Annotated in this window: 15 protein-coding genes; 8 read left to right on the top strand and 7 right to left on the bottom strand. The window is 66.0% G+C overall.

The genetic code is table 11. From position 1 onward, the window contains the following. Positions 1-39: 39 nt before the first annotated feature. Positions 40-2,847, bottom strand: a complete 2,808-nt coding sequence (locus HMPREF3174_RS02270; RefSeq protein ID WP_148132146.1) for a SpaA isopeptide-forming pilin-related protein — start codon at positions 2,845-2,847, stop codon at positions 40-42. Between the two features lie 313 nt (positions 2,848-3,160). Between HMPREF3174_RS02270 and HMPREF3174_RS02265 the strand changes: the two genes are divergently transcribed. Next, the gene (locus tag HMPREF3174_RS02265) at positions 3,161-7,561 is read left to right on the top strand and encodes a DUF3418 domain-containing protein (RefSeq protein WP_083297653.1); all 4,401 of its coding nucleotides are present in this window, start codon (positions 3,161-3,163) and stop codon (positions 7,559-7,561) included. A gap of 20 nt (positions 7,562-7,581) precedes the next feature. On the opposite strand, the gene HMPREF3174_RS02260 is transcribed toward HMPREF3174_RS02265, so the two are convergent. Together HMPREF3174_RS02260 and HMPREF3174_RS02255 are read right to left on the bottom strand one after the other, a co-directional pair. Further along, positions 7,582-8,274: a hypothetical protein gene (locus HMPREF3174_RS02260; RefSeq protein WP_068538905.1), complete on the bottom strand. Its 693-nt coding sequence runs from the start codon at positions 8,272-8,274 to the stop codon at positions 7,582-7,584. Between the two features lie 77 nt (positions 8,275-8,351). Next, on the bottom strand, positions 8,352-9,455 hold the full coding sequence (locus HMPREF3174_RS02255) for an NAD(P)-binding domain-containing protein (protein WP_068538906.1): 1,104 nt from the start codon (positions 9,453-9,455) through the stop codon (positions 8,352-8,354). Between the two features lie 148 nt (positions 9,456-9,603). On the opposite strand from HMPREF3174_RS02255, the gene HMPREF3174_RS02250 reads away from it, so the two are divergent. Beyond that, positions 9,604-10,068 (top strand): SprT-like domain-containing protein, encoded by a 465-nt coding sequence (locus HMPREF3174_RS02250; protein WP_082661093.1) that lies wholly within the window; start codon positions 9,604-9,606, stop codon positions 10,066-10,068. Positions 10,069-10,413: 345 nt separating this feature from the next. On the opposite strand, the gene HMPREF3174_RS02245 is transcribed toward HMPREF3174_RS02250, so the two are convergent. Then, positions 10,414-11,280, bottom strand: coding sequence for a type IV toxin-antitoxin system AbiEi family antitoxin domain-containing protein (locus tag HMPREF3174_RS02245; RefSeq protein ID WP_143602073.1), 867 nt, complete (start codon positions 11,278-11,280; stop codon positions 10,414-10,416). Between the two features lie 588 nt (positions 11,281-11,868). Here HMPREF3174_RS02245 and HMPREF3174_RS02240 point away from each other — a divergent pair. The 4 genes from HMPREF3174_RS02240 (at position 11,869) to HMPREF3174_RS02225 (ending at position 16,308) form a co-directional block, all read left to right on the top strand. Continuing rightward, on the top strand, positions 11,869-12,897 hold the full coding sequence (locus HMPREF3174_RS02240; protein ID WP_082661094.1) for a carbohydrate ABC transporter permease: 1,029 nt from the start codon (positions 11,869-11,871) through the stop codon (positions 12,895-12,897). Between the two features lie 2 nt (positions 12,898-12,899). Further along, the gene (locus tag HMPREF3174_RS02235; protein WP_068538907.1) at positions 12,900-13,748 is read left to right on the top strand and encodes a carbohydrate ABC transporter permease; all 849 of its coding nucleotides are present in this window, start codon (positions 12,900-12,902) and stop codon (positions 13,746-13,748) included. 306 nt (positions 13,749-14,054) lie between these two features. Next, a complete protein-coding gene (locus HMPREF3174_RS02230; RefSeq protein ID WP_068538908.1) occupies positions 14,055-15,395 on the top strand; it encodes an ABC transporter substrate-binding protein in 1,341 nt (446 codons plus the stop codon). A 157-nt stretch (positions 15,396-15,552) separates the two neighbouring features. Then, entirely contained in the window at positions 15,553-16,308 is a 756-nt protein-coding gene (locus HMPREF3174_RS02225) for a hypothetical protein (RefSeq protein ID WP_148132145.1), read from the top strand. A gap of 16 nt (positions 16,309-16,324) precedes the next feature. On the opposite strand, the gene HMPREF3174_RS02220 is transcribed toward HMPREF3174_RS02225, so the two are convergent. Both HMPREF3174_RS02220 and nrdF read right to left on the bottom strand, forming a co-directional pair. Beyond that, the gene (locus tag HMPREF3174_RS02220; RefSeq protein WP_068538909.1) at positions 16,325-16,894 is read right to left on the bottom strand and encodes a low molecular weight protein-tyrosine-phosphatase; all 570 of its coding nucleotides are present in this window, start codon (positions 16,892-16,894) and stop codon (positions 16,325-16,327) included. Positions 16,895-17,056: 162 nt separating this feature from the next. After that, on the bottom strand, positions 17,057-18,019 hold the full coding sequence (nrdF, locus tag HMPREF3174_RS02215) for a class 1b ribonucleoside-diphosphate reductase subunit beta (RefSeq protein WP_082661115.1): 963 nt from the start codon (positions 18,017-18,019) through the stop codon (positions 17,057-17,059). Between the two features lie 111 nt (positions 18,020-18,130). Between nrdF and HMPREF3174_RS02210 the strand changes: the two genes are divergently transcribed. Together HMPREF3174_RS02210 and HMPREF3174_RS09615 are read left to right on the top strand one after the other, a co-directional pair. Next, positions 18,131-19,462 (top strand): heparan-alpha-glucosaminide N-acetyltransferase domain-containing protein, encoded by a 1,332-nt coding sequence (locus tag HMPREF3174_RS02210; protein WP_070447654.1) that lies wholly within the window; start codon positions 18,131-18,133, stop codon positions 19,460-19,462. After that, entirely contained in the window at positions 19,459-20,013 is a 555-nt protein-coding gene (locus HMPREF3174_RS09615) for a methylated-DNA--[protein]-cysteine S-methyltransferase (RefSeq protein ID WP_068538911.1), read from the top strand. The genes HMPREF3174_RS02210 and HMPREF3174_RS09615 overlap by 4 nt, the downstream gene beginning before the upstream one ends. Positions 20,014-20,238: 225 nt before the next feature. Here the strand turns inward: HMPREF3174_RS09615 and hemQ are convergent, their stop codons facing one another. Continuing rightward, positions 20,239-22,017: a hydrogen peroxide-dependent heme synthase gene (gene hemQ / locus HMPREF3174_RS02200; RefSeq protein ID WP_070447649.1), complete on the bottom strand. Its 1,779-nt coding sequence runs from the start codon at positions 22,015-22,017 to the stop codon at positions 20,239-20,241. Between the last annotated feature and the right edge of the window lie 115 nt (positions 22,018-22,132).

Genomic DNA, 22,132 nt, shown 5'->3' with positions numbered 1-22,132 from the left:
CGAGTACCTTTCGTCTTGTGGGCTGAACTTCGCCCTGTTTCAGTGACGCTTACGCGGTTGCGCGAGCCTTATGAGCAGGGCGAAACTGAGGACCCCCGCACCCAGAAAGGCGTAGAAGTCGCGTCCGATCCCGCCGGTGAGCGGAATCGTAGGTCCGGCCTGTAGTGTGTTGTAGATCGCCTTCGCTCCCGCGAACGTCACGTCCGGGTTGTCGGCGGCGATTGTGAAGGTCGTGGGCGTCGCGTCGAGGACGTAGCCCGCGGGAGCCTTCGTTTCCACCAGCTCGTATGTGCCGAGCGGGAGGCCCGTGACCTGGATAATTCCGGCCCGGGAGTCTGTGTCGTTGTGCGCCGAGCGCTCGCAATCGGCGGGAGAGTTGCCGACGCAGTCGGTGATCGTCCACGTGTCGGTCGTCGTCGTGTTCGTCAGCTTCCACTCCGACCCGCTTAGCAGCGGCTCGTCACCCGTGGCCGCCGCGCCTTGCTTCGCGCGCTTCTCGAAGGTCAGCGAGCCCCTGATTGGCGTGTTGACCACCGCGTTGTGCCACTTGTGCCCGGTCACGGGATCTTGACCGTCGTAGAGGTCTACCTTATGTGCCTCCTGCGACGGCGAGCTGATCGTGAACGTGTAGGTCTTGCCCGACTTCACGTAGCCCGCGGGGGCGACCGCTTCCGTCAGCGTGTAGGTGCCGCGACCAAGCCCGGTGAGGAGCAGCCGACCCTCCTCCGTGTCCTGGTCGATGCCGCCGGGAGCTGTTGCGTCGGGGACGGTAAAGCTGGGCGCTTCCTGCGTGGCGCCGTCGACGGTGAAGGTTGCGCCGTCCTCGCGTGCGAGCGTCCACGATGAGCCGGCGAGCAGCTCGCCGTCCTCGTTCACCTTCGCCCACTCCATCTTGCCGTTGGCCTTCGCCGAGTTCGTAAACGTGCACACCACGTCACCGACGGCATTTGGAATGGTGACGCTCGCCGTTGCCGTGGCGCCCGAAACCTTCGGCGTCGTGGGCTGGACGCCGCCATCACAGCGAAGCGTGACGGTATAGCCCTCCAGCGTGGCGCCGGGGCGGTTGATCGTCTCAGAGAGGGTGACCCGCGTTCCCGCGAGCACCGGGAGCCGCTCGGTGGTGACCTCGGTTTGCTCGCCTGAGGTGCTCGCCTCCCGGGAGATGTTGTTCGTCCCGACTTTCACCGTGAACTGGTCGGCGGCGTCCACGCGGCCATTGACGACCTTCCTCACGGCAACGGACGGGATGACAGCTTCGCCTGCAAGATCGGAGATCTGGCCCACCCACGGCGTTGGCCGATAGTAGGGGCGGCCCGCGCCAGTTCGTTCTTCGCGCCAAGCGGCAAGCGGATATGCCCACGGCGAGTTCGGGTCCATCTCCCAGTAGGTGCCCAGATCGCCGACGTGCGGCATCGAGCGAATCTCGCGTGCAATACCGTTGGCGTCGTGCTGGTAGAAATGCGAAATGGAGTCGGTCTTCTTGTAGTTCGACGTGATGAGCGAGCCGTCGGGCCCAATCGAGATGCCCGTCGTCTGCGCCGCGTCAGAGTTTTGCTCACCGATGGACTGGCCTTGACGAATTTTCGAAGTGCCAAGGTGATAGGAGGCGAGCTCGCCGCCCCGGGCCGAAGCGAGGGTCTCCCGTGTCACCACCTCAAAGCTCACCTCGTTGTAGCCCGCGTTCGAGCTGCCCGGAATATCGGCCTGCAGATGGGAAAACACCACCACAAGATCGCCGGATTCGGTGAACGTCAAGTCGCCGTTGTTGTCGCCATTCGAGCCCCCAGGCGCGGAATCGCGGACGTCGCCGACCTTGTCTAACCTGCCATCGGGCGTCATCTTGTACACGTGCGCGACAAGGCGCTTGTCATTGTCCGGGCCTTCGCGATCCGTGATCGCGAGGTAGTACGTTCCGTCGGGGGCCACCTGACCGCCGTTGAAGGTGAGATCCTTGAGCTCGTTGCCACCCGGCACCTTCTTGTATGGGAACTCGAACTCGTCTCCGAACTTCCTCCACTCCGTGTCGCCCGGCGTGTACTTATAGACTTGGAAAAGCGGCGCCTTTGAGGAGCCACTCCTTCCCTCGTAGGGGGTGCCAGTCTGCCCGACCTTCAGCGTCGCGTACCGAGTGCCGTCCTCCCCAACGCCGAGAGCGTTGTAGTTCAGGCCCTTGGAGAAGTAGCAGTACTTGCCATCCGTTCTTGTGGGGCGGGCGTCCTTACACTCGGTGCTGCTCAGCGGACGACGAACCTCCCGCCGGGTGTTGGGGCTCGTGTAGGAGGTGAGGTTCTGGATGCCGGGCAGGTACGGCGGCAACGGGGCGAGGTCCGCCGTCGCCGGATTGAAAAGGTAGAGCTCACCGTTCGTGGACAGGGCCTCGATACCCGGCGCCGAGCCTGCCGCACCCAGTGCGGCGAACATGAGCGGACCCGAGTCTTCGAACCCGTCAGAATTGGGCTCCGCGAAACTCCGATCGCCCTCTTGCGTATCTGCCTCCGGATCGCCCTCGGCCGTATCCGGAGCGGCTAGCTCAGAAAGCTGCTCTCCCCCCCCCGCTGAATTATCGGCACTTGGCGTTTCGGGCGTAGCTTCCTCGGAACTGTCAATCGAGGGGTTGGCGTTTTCGGCGGTTCCCGGCTCCGCCGATTCGGTGTCGGCGCTGCCGGAAGGTTCCGTCTGGCCGTCTGTCTGCGTGGCGGCGTCGGTCGCCTCTGCGACCGTGGAAGGCGTCGAGGAATCTTGCGCGACGGCGGCTGGCACGCCCCCGACCAGCGCCAGGCCTGCCACCACCGTCAGTGCAACGAGTGCACGCAGACGCGCCGTGACGCTCTCAGCACATTTGCTCATGGTCACCCCGCCTCCGAATTGGTCACTGCAGATGTTGATGCACTTATACTGCTATTTAGCGCCACCGAAAACAATATCGTTTTATCCTATGAACACGTCCGACATAGCTACGACTTGGGGCGGACGAAACCCACCCCCCCCCGAACTGGGGCAACGCTCCTCTGAACACCCGTGCCGGAGGGCCCTTGTCCCGCAATGTTACTTACGACACACCTATAGGCTTTAGTGGTTTATTCTCTCGACATCACCTCGAATGCCCACACCGTCACTGTCGCCGAATCCTGCCGCCCAGCAACGTGGCACAATGGTTTCGATGATTGACGGAAGCACACCTACCAGGCACGGCGAGACGGCTGTGGGCAAGCGCGCCAATAAGCGCGCCGGCAGGCCAAACGCCAAGCATGCCGGCCGCCGCTCCCGCGGCCCGCGCCCCTTCATCCCCGCGGAGCTCGAGGCCCGCCGCGCCGCCCTCCCGGCGATCACGTACCCGCCGCAGCTCCCGGTCTCTGCGCGCCGCGCCGACATCGCGGAGGCGATCGAGAACAATCAGGTGGTGATCCTCGCGGGCGAGACGGGCTCGGGCAAGACCACCCAGTTACCGAAGATCTGCCTGGAGCTTGGCCGCGGCATCACCGGCATGATCGGCCATACGCAGCCGCGCCGCATCGCGGCCCGTTCGGTGGCGGACCGAATCTGCGACGAGCTGGGCGTGGAGCTCGGCGGCGCGATCGGCTATCAGGTTCGCTTCACGGAGCAGGTCTCGCGCACCACCCTGGTCAAGCTCATGACCGACGGCATCCTCCTCGCCGAAACCCAGTCCGACCCCGACCTGCGCAAATACGACACGATTATCATCGACGAGGCCCACGAGCGCTCCCTCAACATTGACTTCCTCCTCGGCTACCTCGCCAACCTCCTGCCGCGCCGCCCGGACCTCAAGGTCATCATCACGTCCGCCACGATCGACTCCCAGCGCTTCGCCGAACATTTCGGCCGCCACATGTACGGTGGTTTCCCGGGCAACGAGGCGCCGATCATTGAGGTGTCGGGGCGCACGTTCCCGGTCGAGATCCGGTATCGCCCGCTTTACGACGACGCCGTCGGCCCGGCTTCCAGCCTGCCCTCGGGCGGTCGCGATGGCGACGCCGCGACCGCCCCCAGCCCCCACCACGCACCCGCTTTTGAAGGCCGCGAAAAGCTCACGCGCGAGGAGGCCCGCGACCAAGTGGCCGGCATCCTCGACGCGGCCGCCGAGCTCATGGCTGAGGGCCCGGGAGACATCCTCGTGTTCCTTTCCGGCGAGGGCGAGATCCGCGACACGGCCAAGGCGTTCGAGGAGGAGCTCGGGCGCCGTTACGTTGAGCCGGGCGGGCGGTCGTCGGTGCCGGACGCCGTCGAGGTCCTGCCCTTGTTCGCGCGCCTGTCGGGCGCCGAACAGCGCCGCATCTTCCAGCCCCACGCCCACCGCCGCATCATCCTGGCCACGAACATCGCCGAGACCTCGCTGACGGTGCCGGGCATCCGCTACGTCATCGATCCGGGCACCGCCCGCATCTCGCGCTATTCCAACAAAACCAAGGTGCAGCGCCTGCCGATCGAGCCGATCTCGCAGGCGTCGGCGAACCAGCGCTCGGGGCGCTCGGGCCGTGTGGAAGACGGCATCGCGATCCGGCTGTACTCGGAGGAGGAGTTCGCCGCGCGCCCGGAGTTCACGGAGCCGGAGATCCGCCGCACGTCGTTAGCGTCGGTGATCTTGCAGATGGCCGCGATGAACCTGGGCTCGGTTGAGGACTTCCCGTTCATCGACCCACCGGACATGCGCCAGGTGCGGGCCGGCCTGCAGCTGCTCGAGGAGATCGGGGCGCTTGTGCCGATGTCGGCGAACGCGCGCGGCACGGTGGTGGGCGCGGGCACGCACCTGCTCACCGAGACCGGGCGGATCCTCGCCCGCCTCCCCATCGACCCGCGCCTCGGCCGCATGCTCCTCGCCGCCTCCGACAACGGCTGCGCCGGCGAAGTCTTGGTACTGGTGGCGGCCATGTCGGTGCAGGACGTGCGCGAACGGCCCACCGAATTCCGCGCCCAAGCCGACCAACTCCACGCCCGCTTCACCGACCGCACCTCCGACTTTCTCGCCTACCTCAACCTGTGGCGCTACCTGCGCACCCAACAGCGCGAACTGTCCGGGTCGGCCTTCCGCCGCATGTGCCGGGCCGAATACCTCAACTGGCTGAGATTCCGGGAGTGGCAGGACGTCGTCGTGCAGCTGCGGGAAATATCGCGGCCACTGGGGATGGACGCCAAGCCGGTCGCGCTCCCCACGCGTGCGGCGCTCGCCCGCGCGGCAGCCGAGGACAAGGACAACTCGCACAACCAGGACGTGGCCCGCGCGGTCAAGGCGCTCGGGCAAAGCGCGGACACCCCCGCCGCCGACCAGATCCACCGGTCAATGCTGGTGGGCCTCCTGTCAAACCTCGGCTCGTGGGACGAGCGCAGCAAGGACTATCTAGGCGCCCGCGGCACGCGCTTCATCATCTGGCCCGGCTCCGGCCTGCACCGGCGCAACCCCAGCTGGGTGATGGCCGCGGAGCTCGTGGAAACCTCGCGGCTCTTCGCCCGCTCGGTGGCGCAGATCAAGCCCGAATGGGTGGAGGAAGTGGGCTCGCACCTGGTGCGCACCTCCCACTCCGAGCCCTTCTGGTCCACCCGCCACGGCGCCGCGATGGCGCACGAGAAAGTCACACTCTACAGCCTGACCCTCATCGCCGACCGCAACGTCCTCCTGTCGAAAGTCGGCACACCGGCCGCGCGCGAACTCGCCCGCGAACTGTTCATCCGCCACGCGCTCGTGCAAAACCAGTGGCGCGCCCACCACGCCTTCATCAAACACAACGAGCAGGCTCTCGCCGACGCCCACGAGGTCGAACAGCGCCTTCGCCAGGGCGGGCTCGTGGCCGACGACGCCGCCCGGTTCGTTTTCTTCGACGAGCGGATTCCCGCGGGCATCGTGTCCGCGCGGCACTTCGACTCCTGGTGGAAGCGCGAGCGCCACAAGAACCCCGAGCTTTTGAACTTCACCCACGACTTCCTCCTCGGCACCACCTCCGCCAGCGACGCCGACTTCCCCGAACAGTGGGTGCAAGGCGACATCACCCTCCCCATCGAGTACCACTACACGCCCGGCGCCCACGCCGACGGCCTCTCCATCGACGTGCCCGTCACCCTCCTGCCCCAACTCACCGACGACGGCTTCGACTGGCTCGTCCCCGGCATGCTCGACGAGCTCGTGGTGGCCACCATCCGCGCGCTCCCCAAGCCCGTACGGCGCCACCTCGTGCCCGCGCCCGACACCGCGCGCGAAATCCTGGGCAAGCTCCCGACGTGGGACGACGTCGCCCACGGCCAGACCGGCGCCCCCAGCTTCCGGTCCGCTTTTAACGACGCCGTCCGCGCGCTTCGCGGCGTGGAGATTTCGGCGGCGCAATGGGCGGAAGTGGCCCTGCCGCCGCATTTGGAGATCACCTTCCGGGTGCGATCCGAACGTGGGGCCGTGCTCGACGAGAGCACGTCGATCACCGACTTGCAGCGGCGGCTCGCGCCGCAAACCCGCACGGCGGTTGAGTCCGTGGTCAAGGGCGCGGTGGCCCAGGCGCTGGAGGAGGCGCGGGCGCAGATTCTGCAGGAGATGGGCGCGGGCGCGCCGTCTGGCGCGGGCGCTCGCGCTGGCCGAGGCGACTCGTCCGGTTCTCGCGGGGCCGGCGCGGCGGCGTCGTCGTCGGCCGGGCAGGCAGAAACCGGGGCCGTGGGAGCGGGCCTGCCGAACGGCGTCGACGGCATGGAAGCCTGGCCCGAGGTGGAGGAGCTGCCGGCGGTGGTCGAGACCGCGGGGCCGCACGGGATGGCCGTGCGCGGGTACCCGGCGCTGGTGGCGGAGGGGCGGCGGGCGAGCCTGCGGGTGCTGCCCGAGCCTGCGCTGCAAGTGCGCGACCACCGGCGCGGGGTCATCCGGCTGCTCGCCACGGAGCTGACGCTGCCGGAGGCGCGGGTGACGTCCAGGTGGAATGGGGAGGAGTCGCTGACGATGGCGGCGGCGCCTTACAAGAACACGGCGGCGGTGGTCGACGATCTGCATTTGGCCGCCGCGCGCAACATTGCCGACAGGTGGGCCGCCGCGAACGACATGCCACTCGGGCGTCTGCGGGCCCGGGCCGACTATGTGGCACTGCGGGACTACGCCCGCGACCACCTCGAGGACGAGATCTATACGCTGGTCAAGACCGTGGTGCGCGTGCTGCGCGCCTACGGGCAGGCCGACGCCAAGGTGCGGGCCAACAGCTCGCTCGCGCTCATCAACACGGTGAGCGACGTGCGCGAGCAGATCTCCGGGCTCGTGTACGAGGGCTTCATCGGGGCCACCGAGGAGGAGCGGCTGGCGCACCTGGTGCGGTACTTGCAGGCGGCGGCCATGCGCATCGACAAAGCCGCGCAAAACCCTGCCGCCGACGATGCCGCCGCCTGGCAAGTGCACGACATTGAGGATCTGGTCGCCGATGAGCGGGAGGCGGCTACGGATCGTGCCTACGATCCGGAGCGCGCGGCCACATTGCGGCAGGCCAGGTGGATGGTGGAGGAACTGCGGGTGTCGCTGTTCGCCCAGCAGCTGAGGACGGCGGGGAAGGTGTCGCCGCAGAGGATCCGCAACCTACTGGCGTAGCCGGTCGCCGAGCCCGGCTCCTAGTAAATAACCCAAATATAGGCCAGCACCACCGCGAGCCCCGCCCCGAGCGCACCCCACCACTCGGCGGCCGCGCTCGCCGGCACCCGCTCTAGACTCCCGCGCCGCATCGGCAGCGCCGGTGCCCGGTTCGACAGTTGCCTCGGGTGCCGCGCCAGCCGTTCGCGTAGGGCCTCCTGCTCGGGGGTCACCTGGTCAATGTTGGCCAGCTCGCCCATGCCGCGCTCGACCTGCCGAAGCGCCATCAACGTCCCGACCTCCGGCTCCTCCACCTGCACCCCGCCGGTCTCGCGCAGCAAAATCACCGACCGAAACGGCTCACCCTCCACTGGCTGCACCACCACTGGCACCAGCAGCCCCTTGTTCGCGCCCTTCTTGATGTACCGCGAGTAGGGGCTCTCCGCCGTGGCCAGCGTCCGCGCGATCACGGGGATGGGCGTACCGCGGGCGTCGTCGTCGAGAAAACGCCACACCACCACGAACGCGACCAGCATGATCACCGACGGCACCGCCGCCAGCACCATCCGCGCCGGGCTGAGGTAACCGAGCAGCCAGAAGAGCGCGAGAATCGTGCCGAGGAACGCCCCGAGCGTCCCGGCGGTGACGATGCGGCGCGCGCGGTCGATCGGCCGGTCCGCGGGCACGGCGCCCGCCTCGCCGATGCGCGCAACTAGGTCTGTGTGTGAAGCCATGATCCTCCTACCCGTCACACCCTACCGCAGACCTCCGACAGTTTTTCCGCTTCACGGCGCCGTCGCGCCGGTCGCGTCTACAGCTCGCGGACGATCTGGGCCACGGCGGCGCGGGCGTCGCGGCGGGCGCCGATCGTCGACGCCGAGGCGCCGTACCCGAGCAGGTAAACGCGCGGTTCCTTGACGGCGCGCGAGCTGTCAAGCATGATGCCGCCACCGCGTTCGCGCAGGTGGAGGGGTGCGAGGTGGCGCAGGTTGGCGCGGAAGCCCGTGGCCCAGATGATGGCGTCGAGGTCGAGGTAGTCCTCGCCCCACCAGACGCCGTGGCGGTCGACCCGGTCGAACATCTCACGGCGGTTGAGGATGCCGCGGCGTTCCATGTCGAGCACCCGTTCGTTGCGGGGCAAGCCCGTCTCGGCCACGACGGGCAGCGGTCGCAGCCCGGCGTCCATGCGCGCACGCACCCGCGCCTCGATCACGCGGCCGGCCTCGGCTGTGAGTCCGCCCGCGGCCTCGCCCACGGAAAAGTCGGAGGGGTCGCGCCAACGCGGGGGCGTCCGGGTGGTCCAAAAGACGTTTTTCGTCACGCGCGAGACATCATCCAGGTGGTCGAGCGCTGAGATTCCCCCGCCCACGACCAGCGTGCGTTTGCGCCAAAACACGTCCGGATCGCGGTAGTCATGAGTGTGGATCTGGATGCCGCGGAACAGCTCCCGGCCGGGGTACCAGGGGATGAACGGCGCGTCCCACGTGCCGGTGCAATTGATCACCACGCGCGCCGACAAATCGCCGACGTTCGTGTGGACGCGGAGGCGCGCGCCGTCGTCGTGAACGGAGCGGACCTTGACCGGACGGAAAACGGGCAGGTCGAAGGTGTCTTCGTAGTCGCCGAAATAGTCGGTCAAAAACGCGGAGGCGCGCTCGGGGCCGGCCGCGGGGCGCGCATGCAGGCCGGGGAGCTCGGCGATGTGGTTGACCGTTTTCATCGTTAGGCCGTCCCAACGGTGGCGCCAAGCGCCGCCCGGGCCAGTTTCGGCGTCGAGAACGACGAACGACGCCGCCGCCCGCGGCGCCGGCAACGACTGCGCAGCGTACCCGGCCACGCCACGCTGTTGGAGCTCATGCGCGGCGACGAGCCCGGCCTGGCCTGCTCCAATCACCACGACATCTACCTCGTGCATACCTCAACGGTAGCGTACGCGGAAGGGCACTTTGCAAGGGGCGCGAGGGAATTGTTGGGGTGGAGGGGTGGGGCTGGGGCCGTGGGGTAGGGGCGGGTGGCAGGGCCAGGCGCGGAAGGCTGTCGGAGGGAGTGGATAGAATCGGCGCATGGATGTTTCGCGAGCTCGCGAGGTTGCGCGGGGGCTCATGGACGCGCACGGCCTGCGCGGGTGGGACCTCGCAATCGACCGCGCCAAGCGGCGGGCCGGCTACACGAGTCATGCGCGGCGCACGATCTCGCTGTCGGGGCCGCTGATCACGCTGTATAGCGAGGAGCAGGTGCGCCTGCTCGTGTTGCACGAGGTGGCGCATGCGCTGGTCGGGGAAGGTCACGGGCACGACGCCGCATGGCGAGCCGCCTGCCTGAAGATCGGCGGGGATGGACTCACGCGCGTGGATCCCAAGTGGCCGACCGCGCCGGCGTTATGGGTTGGATTGTGCCCGAACGGTCACCGCTTTGAGCGGCAGCGGTTGGGGCGGGCCGGGTCGTGCCCGCGATGCTCGCGGGTATTTGATAGGCGCTACCTCATCACCTGGACAAACCAGCGCACGGGCGAGATCTTCCGGGGCTAGGCTGGCTGGCCTAGCTGGCTCGCACACCCCACCATTTAATGGCCTTTGCTGTCGCTTGGTGTCTTATGCCACCAGTTCACGCCGGGCACTTATTTATAGTCACAATCTCCCAACAATTCACGCCTTTCACACGCTGGCAGCGCGCACTCCCGCCACCCCGACAGAAGTCGTGAATATACCGGCTGACGATCGCTCTAGACGCCTGGCCGCCCTCAGATTCACGAGTTGTGACAGCCGCGCCCGGAGCACGCCACAGGAACGAACACTATCGGCGGGTTACGGCAATCCGACACCCACCAGACATCCTCTGACCAAGCCCGCCAAGCAGCCGCCTGGGCTCACGAGTTAGATCTCACGCCACGAGAACTCGGGTTCCTTGCGGTAGCGCCTGCGGTTCGCGATTCGTATGAGCGCCCGTCTCGTGCTCGCCCAGTCATCCCAGATCTGCCGGTAACTGAGGCGCGTGACTTCATAACCCATTTCGGCAAGAAGGAGATCGCGCTGTCGGTCGCGGGCGAAGTCGTCCGGGCTACCATGATGTGCCACGGAGTCACATTCGATAATCCACGAGCTACCAACCTTCATGTCCGTGTACCAGTTAGGCACGGGCGAGAACTGTTGAACAACCGTGAAGCCACGATTGCGCAGAAAGTGCGCCACCCGAGTTTCACTCCCCGACTGCGAGTTCGGCTGAAAGTTCCACAGATACCGCGCCCGACTCTTGGGGATCATCTCAAGAAGGTGCTCAACCTCAGGGACCGACAGTTTCCCCAGATTGAGCGCCGACTCGATCACAATCAGCGCCTGCTCCACACTATGAAACCTCGCAACATGTTCGACCGCCCGGCAGACATCCGCGACAAGCTCGTTCTTGCTCACAACACCCCGGTGGACGATTGGTCTGACCTGGCCTTTCGTTGCGTCGTGGAGTCTATTGGCGATTCTGCTGATCGAGTCCGAGTTGTTAACCACAAGGTGAATTCTCGGCTCTGGCTCGGACGGCACCCAGAGGCCATGCCGCTCACACGCAGACAGACATCCCAGCTGTGCATGCCCGGCTGCCGCGAGCGCAACCATCGGGTTCGCGTCTCTCTGGGCATACCAACCTCGGCTGACGTGCACGAGCTTGCCGCTGGCCTTCAGCTCAGCAATGCGATGCCCGTTCAGGCCAGCTTGTTGCAATTCCGCGCGGGAGATCACTCCGTTCCACATGCGTCTACATTGGCAAAGTCCGTGGCGGCCCGTTTTCGCCACGTGGCCAAATGTGGACAGCTGTAGCGCCGAGCAAGATGTGGATTAGATTTTTCGCGCGTTTCCACCATTTCACAGCCTCCGCTTCGCCCTCCTTCACTACGCCACGGCCGACACAACTCGTGAATCTGAGGGTGACCAGGTGCCTATAGAAATCGGCAGTCGATATATTCACGACTTCTGTCGGGGAACACTGGAGAGGAAGCTCGCGCCTGTGACAGGTGTGACTAGTGTGAATATTGTGACGCACATTAGGGGCCGATATCGAGTACCAGCGCCACGGCGTGATTACCGGGCGGCCGGGCCGGCTATCCAGTGCGGGGCCGTGGTGCCCGGCGCCAGCGCAGTTACATCCAACGCCCAGGCGGGGCCATCCGGCGCACAGGCCTGTTCTTTCGAGCGCCAGGCCAGTGCTATCCATCACTTATCCATCACCCCGGCCAGCACCGCACGGCGCTAAGGGTAGTACTGTCAGGGCTCCCACCCACCCCGCGGGCCGATAGGCGCGCGGGCCCTCGTTGCTCTAGCCTATGACCAGGAGGTGGTCACATGTCGCAACACGCCACCGATGCAGGAACCGCGGAATCGCGAGGCTCGCGCGGGGCACAGCCGGCGGCACCGAGCCAGGCGCACCCGGCCAACCCAAGCCAGCCAGCCACCCCAGCCAACCCCCGCGAGGCTAAGCACGAGCGCCCTCTTCGCGCCGCACGCAAGCGCCGGGAGGCGGCCACGGCGTTCACGATGCTTATTCCCTCGCTCATTGGTGTGGGCTTCTTCCTCATGGTGCCTATTGTGGCCGTTGTGGCAATTTCGCTGCTCAGGTGGAACTTGATCTCCCCGCCCACGTTCGTCGGGCTCGCGAACTACCACACGATGTTCACCTCGCCGGACTTTTGGAATTCGGTGCGCGTGACCGTTCTCTTCTCTGCGATCGCGATCCCGCTCGCCATCGCGCTGGGCCTGCTCATCGCGGTGGGCCTGAACCGCAAGCTCCCCGGCTCCGGGATCCTGCAGATCATGTACGTGATCCCATGGGTGGCCGCCCCGCTCGCGCTGGGCATTGTGTGGAACTGGCTGTTGGCGCCGTCGGGGCTGCTGAACCAGTTGCTGGGCACCCGCGTCGCGTGGCTGGCCAGCGAGACGACAGCGCTCCCCGTCGTGGCCTTCGTGTACGTGTGGCAGAACATTGGCTATATTTCGCTGTTTTTCCTGGCCGCACTGCAGTCCATTCCGCGCGATATTTACGAGGCCGCCTCGCTCGACGGCGCCGGCCCCGTCCGCACTCTGTGGTCGATCACGTTGCCGCTCGTGCGGCCGACCACGTTTTTCGTGATGGTGACGTCGTTCATCTCGTCGTTCCAGGTGTTTGACCTGGTCTACGGCTTGACCGACGGCAATCCCGGCTACCCCGGCGGCACCACCGACGTCATCGCGGCCCGCATTTACACCGCGGCTTTCGCGTCGCCGCGGATTGGGGAGGCGGCGGCGATGGCCGTGTTCCTCATGGTGCTGATTGTTGCGATCACGATTGTCCAGCAGCGCTACTTCGCCAAGCGCATGACGTACGAAATGAGCTGATCATGGCCACGAAGCGTCGTTACCGCAAGAAGAATTCGATCCTCGCCACAGCGCTCACGTATGCGGTGCTGATCGCGGGCGCGCTGATTACCGTGCTTCCGCTGGTGTTTTCGATCATGACCTCGATGCGCACCGAGCGCGACCTCGTCCAGCGAGGCGCGCTTTCCCTTCCGCACGAGCTCACGTTCGATAACTACGTCCGGCTTTTCACCGAGCACGACTTCATTGTGCCTCTGGCGGTCACCCTCCAGGTGGTGTTGGTGATGGTGGTCGGCCAATTCTTCTCCTCGATTTTGGCCGCCTACGCGTTCGCGCGCCTGGAGTTCCCTGGCCGGCAGATCCTGTTTTGGGCCTACATTTCGACGATGATGATCCCGGCGATTGTCACCATGATTCCCCTGTTCACGATGATGAGTCAGTGGGGGATGCGCAACACGTTTGCCGGCATCGTGGCGCCGTTCATGCTCGGCTCGCCGTACGCGATCTTTTTGCTGAGGCAGAATTTCATGGCGTTGCCGCAGGAGATTCTCGACGCCGCCGAGCTCGACGGTGCCGGCTTCTGGCGCCAGCTGTGGTCGATCGTGTTGCCGATGAACCGGCCGATCCTCGTGACGCTGCTGCTCATCACGGTGGTCTCGCAGTGGAATAACTTCCTGTGGCCGTCGATCGTGTCCCCACGCAAGGAGTGGAACGTGTTGACGGTCGCCACGGCCGGCCTGCAGACCCAATACGCCGCCAATTGGACGCTCGTCATGGCGGCCACCACGCTGTCGATCTTGCCGTTGCTCATCTTGTTCATCGCGTTCAACAAGCAGATCGTGCGTTCAATCGGCATTTCCTCGCTCAAGTAGGCGCGCCCCGACGACGCACCGGCTGGGCCCGTCACAAGTCGTGAACCTGAGACCCACCAGGTGCCTACAGCGATCGATAGCCGACACATTCATGACTTCTGCCGGGAATTGCGGCAATATCCAGCAGCGACCGGTGGGTGCGAGCCAAACTACACCCCTGATTGGGAAAAGCCACAGAAGTCCGCACTCGGGCGGGCCTTGTTTGCTCATAGTGACGTCCCTAACCCCACACCAACTTGTTGACATTTCAACTGGTAGAGTTGGCGTATCGGCGCGCCTGCGCCCATTTCACACAGAGGAGAGACCATGAAGCGTTCATTCCTGACCGCTACCGCGGCGATTGGCACCCTCGGCCTTGTGCTGAGCGCGTGCTCGCCGAGCACGGGTGGCGCCGAGAAGACCACGGATCCGTCGTCGGAGCAGTCGACGTCGTCGGAGAGCACCACCGTCACGTTCCGCCTGTGGGACGACGCCGCCGCCCCGGCTTACGAAGAGTCCTTCAAGCAGTTCACGGCGCAGCACCCTGACATCAAGGTTGAGGTTGAGGTTGTGCCGTGGGGTGACTACTGGACCCAGCTGCCGCTGGACATCTCCTCGGGCGAGATGGCCGACATTTTCTGGGTGAACTCGTCGAACTTCGCGCTCTACGCCGATAACGGCAACCTGATGAACATCACCGAGGAGCTGGGCAGCGATCACGAGGAGTGGCAGCAGTCGGTGGTTGACCTGTACACGCGCAACGATGCCCTGTGGGGCATCCCGCAGATCTGGGATTCGATCGCACTGTTCTACAACAAGGATCTGGTGGACGCGGCCGGCGTCGACGTCACGAAACTGACCTGGGGCGACAACGACACGCTGCTGCCGGCCCTGCAGAAGCTGACCATGGACGCGAACGGCAACACCGCCGATTCGGCCGACTTTGACGCGAACAACATCGCCACCTACGGCATGAACGCCCAGGCGGACATGCAGGCGATCTACCTGCCGTTCCTGGCGGAGGCCGGCGGCAAGTTCCAAAACGAGGACGGCTCGTTCGACTTCGCCTCGGCGGAAGGCGTGAAGGCCTTCACTTACATCACGGACCTCATTAACAAGTACCACGTGGCGCCGTCGGCGGCGGAGACGAACACGAACGGCGACCTCGCCCGTGAGATGTTCATCCGCGGCGAGATGGCCCTGTTCCAGTCCGGCCCGTACTCGCTGAAGACGATCGCGGACAACACGGACATCAACTGGGGTATCGCCCCGCTGATCGCCGGCCCGGAGGGCGCGATCTCCACGTCGCACGGCGTGGTGGCCGTGGGTAATGAGGCTACGCAGCACCGCGAGGCAACCCTCGAGGTCCTCAAGTGGCTCGGCACCACCGAGGGCCAGGCGCCGCTTGGTCAGATGGGCGTTTCGTTCCCGGGCGCCGTGGGCGCGCAGGATTACTTTGTGAACTACTGGGCTGAGCAGGGCGTGGACGTGTCGGTGTTCATCGACTCAGCCGCGGGTAAGACGGCCCTGTCGCCGTTTGGCCCGGACGTCAACGCCGGCACCGAGGCGTTCATCCCACGCCTGTTGGACGTCTTCCTTGGCTCGGTCCCCGTGGAGCAGGGCCTGAAGGAAGCACAGGATGCGGGCAACGCGGCGATGAACCTCTAAGGCTGCGGGCGTCAAGCTCGGCGTTTGCCGAATCATGAGTGTGGGCGGGTCTTTCCCGCCCACACTTTTTCACAGGGAATTCCCAGATCCGCCGCCACTTCCTCCAGGGATCATTAAGGGTTGCGTGGGTAGAGTGGGTCCAGGGAAAGGATGGACAATGACTGCTCGGTTTGTGGCGTGCATGGGCGCGTTGACGGCGATTCTCACGGCATGTGGGAGCGACGTCGCCAGCGACCCCTCCGCCCCCGACACCGCAGTCGATCACTGTACTGACCCCCTCAAGGGCTCCCCCACCACGGTCAACGCCCGCGAGCTGGCGTTTTGCCAGGCGGAGGCTCTGGGTAAGCTGGCCGGTTACGTGCAGGAGGACGCCGTGGACGGGCAGCTGGCCACCCGTTCGCGCACGAACATGGACCCACTCGCCGTGGAGATCGAGTCCTTTGGTGGTGACGGCGACGCGGCCGGCCGCGTCATCCTCGTCAGCGGCAACACGTTCGTCCAGCGCGACGGCTCGTGGGTACAGGCCACCTCCGATTCCACCGACGAAACCCTCGCCTTCCAATCCACTCTCCCCGGGCGCTACGAGGCGCTGCTCAACCCGCACGTGCGCGCGGCCGGCACGGACCCCGCGCTCGAATACAAGGTGTCGGGCACGGACGTAGTCGACGGCATGCCCGTCACCGTCCTGACCTTGACCGTGTCCGACGACGCCGACACGCTCGTCTCCACCATCTTCATCCGCGACGACTACGTGGTCATCCGCTCCGAATCCGAGTACACGGTGAACGGCCGAGAGAGCACGCGCACGGCCACCCTGACCGCGGTGGACGAGCCACAGGACATCATCAACCCGCGCTTTGAGGACGACGAACACCGCTCACAGCTGGCCGATCCAATCCTGGCCGGCAAGTAGCGCGGGACAGGCGAGGCTAACCGCGGCGGGCCTCAATGAACTCGACCAGCCCGCGGGCGCCCCTGTCCACCACCTCGTAGGTGTCCTGGAAGTCCTCGGGGCCGCCGTACCACGGGTCGGGCACGTCGTATTCGCCGGCGGAGTGGTAGAGGTTGGCCGAGTGCGACCGCTTGCTTGAGTCGCCCGCGAGCACGCCGCCCTCACCGAATGCGCCGTCGGCCGCCACGCCGATCGTGCCGTCGAATTCGCGCCACAGGTGGACTTTATCCAACGGCTCCCCGATCTGGCTGAGCATGCCGCGCAGGGAGCGGGCGTGGCCGGTGGTCATCGCGAGGATGAGGTCGGCGTCGCGCAGTTCGGCGTCGGTGGCACGATGGGCGTGGTGGGCACCGACGTCGTGCCCGTGTTCGCGCAGCACCTGCCGGGCGCGCGAGTCCACGGGGTTGCCGTGCTCCTCGGAGGAGACGCCGGCGGAGCGGACCTCCACGTCGTCAATCCCTGCCTCAGCAAGGCGGTCGCGCAGGACGATCTCACCCATCGGCGAGCGGCAAATGTTTCCGGTACACACAATCAGCACGCGATACATGCCCCCACCCTAGCCGACCGCCGCGCGCTTAGCTTGCCGGCCCCGCGTTCACGACGCCGTGGGCCCAGTTGCGCCGTTTGCTCCGGTAGTGCCGGCGGACTTGCGCCGGACGGCGTCGCCGCCGGGCCGACACGCTCACTTGGCGCCGGGCCAGCCGGGCGGCTAGAAGTCCCAGTCGTCGTCGGTAGTGGCCTCAGCCGTGCCAATCACGTAGGACGAGCCGGAGCCCGAGAAGAAGTCGTGGTTCTCATCCGCCCCCGGCGACAGCGCTGCCAGGATCGCCGGATTCACCGCAGTCTCCGACGCGGGGAACAGCGCCTCATAGCCGAGGTTCATCAGCGCCTTGTTGGCGTTGTAGCGCAGGAACATCTTCACGTCTTCCGTGAGGCCCATCTGGTCGTACAGCGAGGCGGTGTACTCCACCTCGTTGTCGTAGAGCTCATCGAGCAGCTCGTACGTCCACTCCTTGATCTCCTCGCGTCGCTCCGGGCTGGCCTTCGCCATCGCCACCTGGAACTTGTAACCGATGTAGTAGCCGTGCACCGCTTCGTCGCGAATAATGAGGCGAATCAGGTCCGCCGTGTTGGTCAGCTTCGCGTGTGCCGACCAGTACATCGGCGCGTAGAACCCCGAGTAGAACAGGAACGATTCCAGCATCACCGACGCAACTTTGCGCTTCTCCGGATCATCCCCGTCATAGTACTTCTCGATGATCTCGGCCTTCTTCTGCAGGTAGACGTTCTCCTCCGACCAGCGGAACGTCTCATCGATCTCCTTCATCGAAATGAGCGTGGAGAAAATCGACGAGTACGACTTCGCGTGCACCGACTCCATGAACGCGATGTTCGTGTACACCGCCTCCTCATGCGCCGTCACCGCATCCGGAATCAGCGACACCGCGCCCACCGTGCCCTGAATCGTATCCAGCAGCGTCAGCCCCGTGAACACGCGCGTGGTCATCTCCTGCTCATGCGGCTTGAGTGTGTTCCACGACTGAATGTCATTCGACAGCGGAATCTTCTCCGGCAACCAAAAATTCCCGGTGAGGCGATCCCAGACCTCCAGGTCCTTCTCATCCTCAATCTTGTTCCAATTAATAGCTTCAAACGGGCCCTTGTGCGCCATGCCAACCTCCATTTCGTAACCAAAACTATCTTCGCACGTTCCTCCGACAATTTCCCCCGATGTGATCGCGTCAGCGTACGGCGGGGCCACGATTGGCCGTAGGCTTGTGCAATGAGCACTTTCACGACCACGCCCGGGCCCCTCGCGCCCGAGTCCACCCCGTCCACGACGACGCCCGCTGCGCCCGACGTCGTCGTCGAACCTGCCCTACAGCGCTACCGGGGCCGCATCCGCGGGATCGACCTCGCCCGCGGCCTGGCGATCCTCGGCATGATTTGGGCCCACGTGCGGCCCGGCATCGACGTGACCGCCACGTTCACCAACTTCCTGGGCAACATCCCCGCGGGCCGATCATCGGCGCTGTTTGCCCTACTCGCCGGCATCTCGCTGGCGATCCTTTCCGGGCGCAACGTGCCCTACACCGACCTGCAACTGCGCCACGCCCAGCTACGCATCGCCGGGCGCGCCGTCGCCCTCCTCGCGTTCGCCGCCTTCCTTTCCCTCTTCCCCACCATCATCGCGGTCATCCTCGGCTACTACGCCGCCTGGTTCCTGCTCGCCCTGCCGCTGCTCAGCTGGTCTTCAAAGAAGCTCGCGATCGCGGCCGGCGTCGTCGCCCTGGTCGGCCCGCAGGTCATGCACCTCGCCAATCTCATCTCCTACACCTTCGACGTCTACCCCGCCTCCGGGCCCAACTCCTACCTTTATGACGTGCTCGTCACCGGCCACTACCCCGGGCTGGCCTACATGGCCTACGTCATCGCCGGTATCGCCATCGGGCGGACGGACCTGTCGGCGTCGTCCGCGCGGATCCGGCTCCTGGGCGGCGGCCTCATGCTCGCCGTGCTCGGCTACGGCACCGCCTACCTCGCCACCCACACCTTCGCCACCGAAACAGGGTTCGAGTCCGGCAACTCCATGGAGTTCGTGCCCTCCTTCATGCCCTTCACCCTGTGGGACGTGTTCACCGCCGAACCGCACATGAACACCACCACGGAAGTGATCGGCAACCTCGGCTTCGGGCTCATAGTGCTCGCGGTATGCCTGTGGCTCTCGCCGCTCGCCAAGCACCTGCTCTTCCCGATCGCGGCCGTGGGCTCGATGTCGCTCACCGCCTACGTGGGCCACGCCTTCGGGCTGCACTTCAACGAGGAGCTGTTCTTTTCCTCGACGGCCACGCCCTTCCTGCTGGTCGCCGGCATCGCGGTGCTGTTCTGCACCGTGTGGGCGCTGCTGCCGTTCCGGCGCGGGCCGCTCGAGTGGATGACCTACTGGTTCTCGCAGTGGTTCGCGCACCCGGCGCTACCCCGGCCCGCGGTCCAACCCGTAACATCCCAGGCGGGGACGCTACCTCCTACTCCGCAATCACCTGCAACATCCAAGCCCGAGGCACAGCCGGAGCTGGAGGCGCCTGCTGTGCCGGAACCCAACGAGCAGCCGTGATCTTCCACTACGACTCACCCATCGGGGTTCTCACCATTTCCTATGATGGTGCGCTGAACGGACTGTGGACGCTGGCCAACGTGCCCGCGGCGCTGGAGGCCGAGGCCCCCACCGCCGCGCTGAGCCCGGCGGGTTGCAATCCCGCCACTAGCAGTGTCACCGTAAGGAGCACCGCCGGCAGCACTCCGCCCACCACCAACTCGTCCGGCGCCGAGCCTGTCGTCACCTGGCTCGACGCCTACTTCGCCGGCCAGAATCCCGCCATCGACTTCCCCATCGAGCAGACCGGCACTCCCTTCCAGCTGGCCAGCTGGCAGGCCCTGCGCGAGATCCCCTACGGGGAGACGGTGAGCTACGGTGAACTCGCCGCGGCTGTCGGAAAGAAGCTAGGCCGGCCGACTTCGGCCCGAGCGGTCGGCGGGGCTGTTGGCAGGAATCAGGTGCTCATCGCCGTGCCCTGCCACCGGGTGATCGGCGCCGACGGCTCCATGGCCGGCTACGCCGGAGGCCTCGAGTGCAAGATCCAGCTCCTCGACCTCGAGCGCGCCTAACCCCACCCAAAACCGCCGGCCCCGGCGGCTGGCTTGCCGGTCGCTCCCTCACAAGTCGTGAACCTAAGACCCACCAGGCCCTATAGCAATCGCCAGCCGGCATATTCACGAGTTCTGCCGGGCGCCCCCAAGACCCGCCTGCACAAAACCAAGCGCCGATTCCGGGCTTCACGCCGGCCACACGCCAGGTCGTCCGCGAACGTCCGTGCGACCAGCACCCCGACCCTAGGCCAGCGGACTTCCCTGCCTGCGCGCCCACTCGGCCAGTTCCACGCGCTCGCCGGTGAAGAACGGCACGTCCTGGCGTACGTAAAGCCGAGCCTCGGTCTTGCGGAAGGCATACATGAGATCGACGATCCGGGTCAGGTCCTCACCCTCGAGCGCTACCACCCACTCGTAGTCCGACAGGGAGAAGGAGGCCAGCGTGGAGGTGACGAGGTCACCGAAGGGGCGGCCCGCCGCCGCGTGATTGCGCATGATCGCGGCCCGCTTCCAGTCCTCGAGCAGGTACCAGTCATACGAGCGCACGAACGGGTACACGGACGCGAACCTTTCCGGCTCGTGCTCAAACATGCCGGGCAGGTGGTCCGGGTTGTACTCGGCCGGCCGGTGTTGGCTGAGCACCGACCACACCGGCGTCAGCTCCAACCCGCGATGCAGCACCCGGTAGGCTGCCTGCGCAGCCTCGGCGCTTTTCGCCACGAACCAGGCCATGAGATCGGCGTCCGCGCGGAATCCGGACACGTCGTAGTACCCGCGAACCGAGACCCCCGTCTTCCCAACGGCGTCCTCCGCCGCCGCAATCCGCGCAGGGTCAAACGCGCCGGCTCCCGCCTCGCCCACCTGGTCGGCCTTGAACACCGACCACATGACGAACGGACGCTCCTCATTCAGCTGCTTGGCGATCGGGCGGACCTCCCCGCGCGGGTGGCCGTGCGGGGAGGGACGCGAGCCGGGGTGTGTGGGCGCCGGATGGTCGGGCGCGGGGTGAGCGACGGCGTCGTTGGCGGGAGTCGGGTGAGTCATCATTCCTCTTTCTGGGTTGGCCCGCAGGGCGGCGGGCGGGGTTGGGTGGCAGCAGTCTGCCGGGGAGTCGGCCGGCCCCTGTTGGAGCAGGTCGGCGAGTTGCGCGATGAAGGTGGGCGAGCGGTCGATCGTGGGGGCGCGCAGGTAACCCATGCCGAGGCGTTCGGCGGTGGCGCGCGCTTCAATGTCGAGGTCGTAGACAACCTCCATGTGGTCCGAGATGAACCCGATCGGGACCACGATCGCGGCCGACGCCCCCTCGCCGGCGATCGCCTCGAGGTGGTCGTTGATGTCCGGCTCGAGCCAGGGCACGTGCGGGCTACCCGAGCGGGAGCAGTAGGCCAGGTCCCACTCCTGCTCGCCGAGCTCCGCACACAGCCGCTCGATCAGCTGGCGGTGCTGAACGTCGTAGGCGGGCGGGCCCGCCGCCGCATTCATCGCCGTGGGGATGGAGTGCGTAACGAACACCAGCCGCGCGTCAGGCATCTTCGCACGCGCCTCCCGCACCACCTCGCGATACGCCACGTAGAACCCCGGGGCCTGCCAAAACGGATGGATCTTCTCCACGCGCAGGTCCGCATGGCCGAGCTGGGCGCGCCACCGCTCGAGGTCCTCGCTGTACTGCCGGCACCCCGAGTAGGAGCAAAACGCCGCCGTCGCCACCGCCCGCACCGACCGCGCGCCGGCGTCGTAAAGCTCCGCCAGGATCTCGTGACCGAAAGGGTGCCAGTTACGGTTACCGACGACGACGGGCGTGCGGTCCCCACGCGCCTCAAGTTCCGCGCGCAACCGGTCCGCGAGCGCCGCGTTGAGTTCATTGATCGGCGACTTCCCGCCGAAACGGTAGTAGTGCTTGCCCACCTCGGCCAGACGCTCGTCCGGCACGCCGCGCCCGGCCACCGCGTTGCGCAGGAACGGGACCACGTCCTCCGGCTTGTTCGGGCCTCCGTAGGAGAGGAGCATGTAGGCGTCGACCATGAGTGTCCCTAAGTTGACGATCAGATGGAAAGCGCGCCCGGTAGCGCACGCCACGATTATGCGCCATTTACAGCTGTTCTGCATCCTGACTGCCGACTTTTCCTGATAGCTCGAT

The sequence above is a fragment of the Trueperella sp. HMSC08H06 genome, assembly GCF_001808465.1.
GTDB lineage: Bacteria > Actinomycetota > Actinomycetes > Actinomycetales > Actinomycetaceae > Trueperella > Trueperella bernardiae.
This window is presented reverse-complemented; position numbering and strand designations above follow the sequence as displayed.